The sequence below is a fragment of the Streptococcus sp. 1559 genome (assembly GCF_013276735.1).
GTDB classification, from domain to species: domain Bacteria; phylum Bacillota; class Bacilli; order Lactobacillales; family Streptococcaceae; genus Streptococcus; species Streptococcus pseudopneumoniae.
In genome coordinates this window covers 786-9,151 of sequence record NZ_VMLO01000046.1, presented here as the reverse complement: position 1 = coordinate 9,151, position 8,366 = coordinate 786, and the positions used below count along the sequence as shown (strand labels likewise).

Here is an 8,366-nt window from a genome sequence, read left to right as displayed (position 1 = left end):
CGGCTAGCTTCCTAGTTTACTCTTTGATTTTCATTGAGTATTAAAATAAGGATAAGAAAAAACAGGAATATCTATATCCTTGTGCCCAAAAAACCACTGCCTCCCCCAGATAAGCCTGAGGAAAGCAGTGATTCTTATTTTAGGAGTTAGGAATGAATACACGAAATCAATTTAGCTGATTATTTTTTGTTTTTCAAGAATTCATCGTATTGTTTTTGCATTTCGTTCAATACTTTTTCGTAGGAACCTTCAGATTTCAATTTTTCCATCAATTCTGGAATCGCTTTATCTGGGTCAAATATAATAAAATGAAATAAGAATCGAGCAATTTAATTTTGGAATCCAAATCAATTTATAACAATATTTTAGAAGAGATGCTGTACTATTCTAAATTCAATATAATAATTTAACCATATTTTATGAGATATGTAAATCTAATAACTTATTTTATAAAGACATTATCACATTCGAATTACAAATCACAAATACTTTATTTTGCGATTGACATTATAAAAAAAAAGTAGTACAATGTAAATGAAATCGATTTCACTAAAATACAAAGGAGGTATTGTGATGACAAATTTGAAAAAATGCATCGCATTAGGACTGGGAGTCGCTTGCTTACTCCCCTTAGCTAGTCAGACTGTTTCTGCTAAGATGGTGTATTTCAATCTTCATGTTACACGCGAAGACTATTCCGTTAGTAGCCGAAAAACTGAAAAAACAGACGGCTCCCCTGCTGTTGCTAATATCACAGGTGGTCTTGGTTGGGGAAAAAAGGTCAGAATTCGCGCTTGGACTGCTGCTGAGGATGAACCTGCAACTGAGATGAAAATAGCTGATTCAAATGGTCGCTATAATCTTCACTATAATGACGGTTATGGGACAATTGGACGTTATTATTATCTCAACGCCTCTAAATATGGTTGGCTCGACTCGAATATTACAGGACGTTTTGACCCTTAATTCGTCTCAAAACAAAAAGTAGCAAACATTGGGTTATTCGCTAGTTAATCATTTGACCGCTCGCTAGCCTAAAGCCCCCTTCTAAGAGTGGAGGCCGCATCTTAAAAGTGTCATGCCTCTGCTCCTTTTTTAAAAGGAGTTTTTTACTATGAAAAAATACCTATTATTTCTACTTATTCTTCCCTTTATCTTTTTAACAGCTTGTCAATATAACAAAAAACAAATAACGGAGATAAATAAGGAAAACCTCCCCATAAAAGAAGGTTATAAAGAGATAACAGAGCAAATCTATCTATCAGACCAGATAGATACCTCCTATAAAGAAGAATTGCCTTTTTGGGACTCAAAAAAAGGAGACAAAGAAACATTGGTAACAGCTATCCAAAATTTTATGGGAAGCGATAGTGAAATTAGTGAAATTATTGCCGATAAGAATCCTTTAACCAGACTCCAAAAAGGAAAGACCAGAGCAGATATTACCGTCAATAAAACTGGATCATGGATTCATTTAACATCTGATCAAATATCAGATCTATCAAGTGTTTTCCACAACCTACGATTAGACGCTATTGAAAATAATCTAAATCTAACCGACTTTAAAGAAGAACTTCCATTTTCAAAAGAAGATGGTGTTAACAAAGTTAAGCAATTTCTAAATACCCTCCAATTAGGATTTGACGATTATGATTATCTCATCTACGCTATCTCAAAAGAAACACTCCTTGAGTATCTCCCAACCTACGAAAGAAATGCCAAAGAATTAAAAGGAACAAAGATAGACAAAAACAATCTGACTGATATGTGCTATGTTACTGTTTTTCCAAAACTTTCTAGTAAAAGAGTTATTGATGGCGAAACTCAGCTAGGTTCATCCGGAGAGATTAGTTTTATTCATGGTCCTGACCTAAACTTTATCATCACCCAAGCAGGGATTCAAGGAATTGATTTATCTGGTGTTATCTTACCGACTCAAAAAATAGATAAAATGGCGACTCTTTCTGTCCAAAAAGGATTAGACGTCTTAAAAGAAAAATACGAAAATTTGATTTTGGACAGTCCAATTTATATTGAGTCATTTACAATTGAGTATATACCTATTCCCACTCAAGAAAAAGAACTCTATGGAGGAAATCTCTATCGTCCCTTCCTAATCTTTACAATCAAAGAAAAAGATCGTATAGATAAAGCAGTTATCGATCCCACAAACTGGAAAGAGGTAAGTTAGATGAAACTACTTCTCCCCTTTAAATATACGCTAAAAGATTGGAGGATTTGGATTGGACTACTCTTTTCCTTAGTAGTTGCATTGATGATGTCCTATACAGATCTAACAATAAAATTAGACGGAAGAAATTCACTTGCAGTCCCTGATTATTTCATGCTCTCCTTCTCTAGAAATCTAGCAATGTCATTATATATCTTAACAGCAGCTTCCACTGTAGTAACAGACTTTTCACAAGACTACCATCAAAATAGACTTCCTTTTTTACTTAGTCGTATGTCTCTGCGACAATACGCTTCTTCCTTCGTCAAACGGTTAATTTTCCGTTCTTATTTTGTAGGACTGACCTTAGGATTCTGTTTTTTAATTCTCCTCTCCTTTTATTTTCCCCTCACTAATTCTCACTACTCATCTACTTTTAGCAATCAGTGGTTGTTAAATCAAGGATTTATATTCCTTTTCTACTTCCTTCTCATTAGTCTAATTGGACTCTATTTTGCATTCTTTACTCTATTAGGTGGAGTTCTTTCCGTTTTTTACCCTAATGTGTTAATGGTCTATCTTCTTCCAAGTACAGCCTGGTTTGTCCTCACAACATTTGGTTTAGAGAGAGTTCTCCCTTTTTTTACTCTACCACATATCGTCTTAACGACAGATGATTATTTACGAGAAGGGCTAGCATATTTTCAAGTAGGTGACGAAAACTTTCGAAATATTTTTTCGTTGCTTTATCCTTATATTTTCTTAACTCTATGGGCACTTTTGTCAATAGAGATCATTCGACTAGCTCTTAAAAAACATTGGCATTTTTATGATAAGGAGTAATCTTATGGAGATTATACGTGTAGTAACTATTCTCTTAAAACAACAATTCACCTTTAAACGATTGTTGCCTATCTTAATTTTCTTTCACCTCTATACTTTGATTTTAATGCTACCTTTTTCTAATTTAGCTAATCACTTCAAAGAAACTTATCCTGTCAGCATTGTAACTGTTCTCTTCACGAGTCAATGGTTCACTGCAATTTCTATTTTATCTGTCATACTACTATTTAGCAATCTTCCTTTAAAAGATACTTTCCAGTTTTGGTTAATCTTAAAAATCGGACAGAAAAAGTGGATGCTCTCCCAGTTTATTTATCTGCTTATCGCGAGCTTAATCGCTTCGATTTACCAAATCATCAGCATTTTAATCACTTTTCTCCCTACACTACACCTTTCAAATCATTGGGGACGTCTCCTACCCTCCCTAGCTCAAGGACGCATTTCATTTCCGGAAGGTGTTGATAGCATGACGCATCTACGCTCAATTATACTGCAATATTATTCTCCCTATGGCGCTTTTTTTCAAATATTCTTATTGTTATTCCTTATGTTCATATTGATTGGGGGAGTGATTTTCGTTTTCAATAGTTATTATTCTAATTTAGGAAATACCTTAGCCTGTGGATTAGTTATTGTAGAATTATTTATTACAGAAGCTTCACGTTTCTGGATTAAATTTTTATCTCCTTTAACTTGGCTAGACTTCCATTATATTAAATACGAAGCCCATTCTGGCTTACTATCCCTACCAGAAATAATTACTCGTATCCTACTTTTATACCTTTTGCTCACCATAATCCTAGTTGTTATGAAAAAAATAAGGAGACAATAGATATGACAGACTTACATTTAAAATCTATTCGTAAAAACTATAAACACAATGTAATTTTTGAAGACCTTTCCTTTGAATTTTCCAGTGGAAATATATACGGAATTGTTGGATATAACGGTTCAGGAAAAACAGTTTTACTCAAGTGTTTAGCGGGATTAGAAGGTATAACTGAAGGAAAAATCGAATTAGATGGAAACATACTTGGAATAGATTTTCCCTTCTTACCAAGTGTAGGTGTTATTATTGAGACTCCAGGATTTCTGGAAGGTTATTCTGGTTTTGATAACTTACATCAACTAGCTCTAATCAAAAATAAAATAGGAGAGAAAGAAATCATTCAGAGTATGATAGATGTAGGACTCGATCCTAGTTCTTCTAAAAAAGTAAAACACTACTCTTTAGGAATGAAACAAAAATTAGCTCTAGCACAGGCTTTTATGGAAAATCCAGATATATTACTCTTAGATGAACCAATGAACGGACTTGATAAGCAATCTGTTCAAAAAATTCGAGAAAAATTACTCCACCTAAAAGAAAAGGGGAAACTTATTATTCTAGCTTCTCATATAGAGCAAGATATCGAATGTCTCTGTGATGAAGTTCTATACTTGGGATAAGAATGATTTATTACAGAGACAACACTCCTCATAAAATAGCAATTTTATACAAAAAGACCAACTATACCTGAATTATATTAGTTGGTTTATTTTTCATTCAAAAAAAACCACTGCCCTCCCCAGACCAACCTGAGGAAAGCAGTGATTCTTATTTTAGGAGTTAGGAATGAATACACGAAATCAATTTAGCTGATTATTTTTTGTTTTTCAAGAATTCATCGTATTGTTTTTGCATTTCGTTCAATACTTTTTCGTAGGCACCTTCAGATTTCAATTTTTCCATCAATTCTGGAATCGCTTTATCTGGGTCTACAGTACCAGTGTTGATAGCTGTATCAAATTGTTGCATTGTATTAGCGATAGCTGAGATTTCAGATTTCACATTGTCAGTGTTAAAGATAAATCCAAGCGCTGGAGACTCTTTAGCTTCTGCCAATTCTTTCTTAGAATTTTCGATTTGTTGGTCTGTAACGTTTTCGTTGATATAAAGGATCCAGTTGTTACCAGTGTTCCATCCACCCATGTGAGTGTTTCCTTTGTAGCCATCAAGAACGCGAACACGGTTTTCTTTACCTTCAATTTTTTCCCAGTTCTTGCCTTCTGGACCGTAAACAAGACCGTTCAAGAGTTCTGGATTCGTATTCAAGAGGTTCAAGATTTCCATTGATTTTTCTTTGTTCTTAGAGTTGTTTGAGATGACAAAGTTAGCAACTTGTGTTGTTTGGTTTTTCTTGATGAAGTTAGTAATTGGTTTGATTTGGATATCTTTGTTGGCAACACGTGAAAGCAAGCTGTTACCGTAGTCAGCTGGTCCTACTGTTTCTTCACGAACGAACCAAGTATCTTGTTGAAGGTCAAAGGAAGTATCGCTTGTTGCGACGTCTTTTGGAATGTAGCCAGCTTCATAGAATTTGTGAAGAGTCTTCAAGTGTTCTTTGAAACGAGGCACTTCGTAACGGTTTACAACTTTAGTAGTATCGCCTTCAAGGTCGATAACGAATGGAAGACCGTTTGCTACTGGATAGTCAAAGTTATCAGATGGGATGAAAACTTTACCAATAGCAAATGGTACTACGTCTGGAGCTTTTTCTTTAATTTGTTTCAAGACTGGCTCAAGAGTTTCGTAAGAAGTAACACCTGAAATATCGATACCATATTTAGCAAGGAGAGTTCCGTTGAAGGCAAAGTTTTGAGATGATGCAACGTTGGCTGCAACTGGAACAGCGTAAATCTTACCATTTACAGTATTACCCTTGATGTAAGCTGGGTCAAGTGCCTTGTAAAGGTCTTTACCTTCTTTTTTGTACAATTCTGTCAAGTCAGCGTAAGCACCTTTTTGAGCATTTACAATATAGTTATCTGCAAAGGCAATATCATAGTTTTCACCAGATGATGTGATAACTGACATTTTCTTACCATAGTCACCCCAGCCAAGGTATTGGATATCCAATTTGGCACCAACTTTTTCTTCGATGATTTTGTTGGCATTTGCTAACAATTCATCCAAGTTATCTGGTTTGTCACCGATTTGGTACATTTTGATAACAGGTTTGTCACCTGAATCAGCAGCTTTTTTGCTGTTACCTGTCAAATTTCCACAAGCAGCAAGACCTGCAGCCAAAGCGACTACACTAGCAGATGCAAAAGCATATTTTTTCCAGTTTTTCATGATAAAAACTCCTTTTTTTATTTTTAAACTTATAAACAATGTAATGATTTTAACTTCACGCAAGGGAAGTTTGGAAATGAGAAATGTTCTTTCTCAATAAGCACTATTCTTTCACACCACCGATAGTCAAACCTTTTACAAAGTAGCGTTGGAAGAATGGATACAAAATCGCGATTGGAAGGGTTGCGACCACAACCATGGCCATACGACCTGTTTCTTTCGGTAGAGCAACTCCCAGTTGACCAGTCAAGCCGACCGCTTTGGCAATGTAGTCCATATTTTGTTGGATTTGCATAAGCAAATATTGCAATGGATACAAGTTGTCACTCTTGATGTAAAGAAGGGCGTTGAACCAGTCATTCCAGAAACCAAGTGCTGTCAAAAGCGTGATGGTTGCGATACCTGGTAGTGACAATGGCAAACAGATTTGGAAGAAAATCCGAGCCTCACTAGCACCATCGATACGAGCCGATTCGAGAATGGCTTCTGGAATGGTCTTCTTGAAGAAGGAACGCATCAAGATGATGTTAAAGGGTGAGAGAAGCATTGGCACAATCAAGGCCCAAACAGTGTCACCAAGCTGAAGCACACGAGTCACCATGATATAACCTGGTACCAAACCAGCATTGAACAACATACTGAGCAGAACGAAGATAGTAAAAAATCTGCGATACTTAAAGGTTGTCCGTGAAATAGCGTAGGCATAGGTTGTTGTGATAAAGACATTTGTAAATGTCCCAACTACGGTTACAAAGACAGAGATGAAGAGGGCTTGTAAGATTTTATCCTTAAACTGTGCCAAAAACTCAAAACCGTCTAATCCAAATTGGGATGGGAAGAAGCTGTAGCCGTATTGGAGGAGGCTTTTCTCGTCCGTCACTGAAATAATGATAACGAATACGAAGGGTAGGATACAAGAGAAGGCAATCAAACCCGAAATGATACTGAAGAAGATATCTGCTTTCTTACTGAAGGAGTGAATGCCGACATTATCAATTTTTTCTTTTTTAATTTTCTTTTCTGCCATATTCTCCTCCTTCTAAAACAAGGCTGAGTTTGGATCAACTCGTCTTGCCAGTAAGTTTGATAGAACCACCAGCATCAAACCGACTACTGATTGGTAGAGACCTGCTGCTGAAGCCATCCCGATATCCGCTGTCTGGGTCAAACCATTATATACATATACGTCCAAGACGTTGGTTACGTTATAAAGCTGACCAGCATTGTGAGGGATTTGATAGAAAAGACCGAAGTCTGCACGGAAGATATTTCCGACTGCAAGGATGGTCAATACAGTTACCAGCGGTGTCAACTGCGGAATGGTGACATTGCGAATTCGTTGCCATTTGCTAGCCCCGTCCACTGTCGCTGCTTCGTAGTAGGTTGGATCAATTCCCATGATTGTCGCATAGTACATGACACTGCTATATCCAAAACCTTTCCAAATACCTAAGAAAAGTAGGAGATAAGGCCAAATTCCCAAATCAGCGTAGAAATTGACTTCTTTGAGACCAAGACTTTCCAATAAATGGTTGAACACCCCTTTATCAATATTTAGGAAGGCATCTGTAAAGAAACTGATGATAACCCAAGACAGGAAGTAAGGGAACAACATAGAAGTTTGGAAAATCTTCACCATTCTCTTAGAACGGAGCTCGTTGAGGATAATGGCAATCCCTACAGATACAACTAAACCTAGAAAGATAAAGCCAAGATTGTAGAGGACCGTATTTCGTGTGATAATAAAGGCGTCTCTTGAACTAAATAAGAATCTGAAATTATCGAGTCCGACCCATTTACTATTTATGATACTATCTATGAAACCATTACTGGTCATGTGGTAGTCTTTGAAGGCAACCACATTCCCAAATACTGGAATGTAAAAGAATAGAATCAACCAGAGTGCCCCTGGCAAAACCATCAAGAGAAAGATCCAGTTGTCTCTCAAGGTTTTTGAAAACTTATTCATAATTTCCTCCCTTTTTATTTTGATATCCATCTAAAAATTCTTTTTTAGACTTTTGATAACGATTACATTATTAGTATACTCCTATTTGTAGATTAGGTTAAACTCCTAATTATAGAAAAAACTCTACAAATTATGTAGCAGATTTAAAACTTTATCACCACTATCAAACAAATGTCCTAAATCAATTGTTTATTTTATCTCTATTAGCCCAGTGATGGCATCACTCTGCTATAAGCGTCCAATAACAGGGTATATTGAAAAATCTC

At 36.0% G+C, this 8,366-nt stretch carries 8 protein-coding genes and 1 pseudogene; 5 read left to right on the top strand and 4 right to left on the bottom strand.

Features of this window, described 5'->3' with window-relative positions; translation table 11 throughout:
- Positions 1-179: 179 nt before the first annotated feature.
- A pseudogene (locus HT688_RS07185) lies at positions 180-296 on the bottom strand (DUF3502 domain-containing protein); the annotation flags it as partial.
- A gap of 277 nt (positions 297-573) precedes the next feature.
- On the opposite strand from HT688_RS07185, the gene HT688_RS07180 reads away from it, so the two are divergent.
- The 5 genes from HT688_RS07180 (at position 574) to HT688_RS07160 (ending at position 4,462) form a co-directional block, all read left to right on the top strand.
- Positions 574-966, top strand: a complete 393-nt coding sequence (locus HT688_RS07180; RefSeq protein WP_000183090.1) for a hypothetical protein — start codon at positions 574-576, stop codon at positions 964-966.
- Positions 967-1,114: 148 nt separating this feature from the next.
- A complete protein-coding gene (locus HT688_RS07175) occupies positions 1,115-2,191 on the top strand; it encodes a hypothetical protein (protein ID WP_138700136.1) in 1,077 nt (358 codons plus the stop codon).
- Complete coding sequence (locus HT688_RS07170; RefSeq protein ID WP_000771482.1) at positions 2,192-3,013, top strand: hypothetical protein; 822 nt, start codon at positions 2,192-2,194, stop codon at positions 3,011-3,013.
- Positions 3,014-3,017: 4 nt separating this feature from the next.
- Positions 3,018-3,845 (top strand): hypothetical protein, encoded by an 828-nt coding sequence (locus HT688_RS07165; RefSeq protein WP_000402862.1) that lies wholly within the window; start codon positions 3,018-3,020, stop codon positions 3,843-3,845.
- A 2-nt stretch (positions 3,846-3,847) separates the two neighbouring features.
- On the top strand, positions 3,848-4,462 hold the full coding sequence (locus tag HT688_RS07160; RefSeq protein WP_000130637.1) for an ATP-binding cassette domain-containing protein: 615 nt from the start codon (positions 3,848-3,850) through the stop codon (positions 4,460-4,462).
- A gap of 193 nt (positions 4,463-4,655) precedes the next feature.
- Here HT688_RS07160 and HT688_RS07155 read toward each other — a convergent pair whose 3' ends face one another.
- The 3 genes from HT688_RS07155 to HT688_RS07145 form a co-directional block, all read right to left on the bottom strand.
- Positions 4,656-6,131 carry an ABC transporter substrate-binding protein gene (locus tag HT688_RS07155; protein WP_000800407.1) on the bottom strand — a complete coding sequence of 492 codons (1,476 nt, stop codon included), beginning with the start codon at positions 6,129-6,131 and terminating at the stop codon, positions 4,656-4,658.
- Between the two features lie 103 nt (positions 6,132-6,234).
- Complete coding sequence (locus HT688_RS07150) at positions 6,235-7,158, bottom strand: carbohydrate ABC transporter permease (protein ID WP_172923681.1); 924 nt, start codon at positions 7,156-7,158, stop codon at positions 6,235-6,237.
- Positions 7,159-7,170: 12 nt separating this feature from the next.
- Positions 7,171-8,100, bottom strand: coding sequence for an ABC transporter permease (locus HT688_RS07145; protein ID WP_172923680.1), 930 nt, complete (start codon positions 8,098-8,100; stop codon positions 7,171-7,173).
- Positions 8,101-8,366 lie beyond the last annotated feature (266 nt).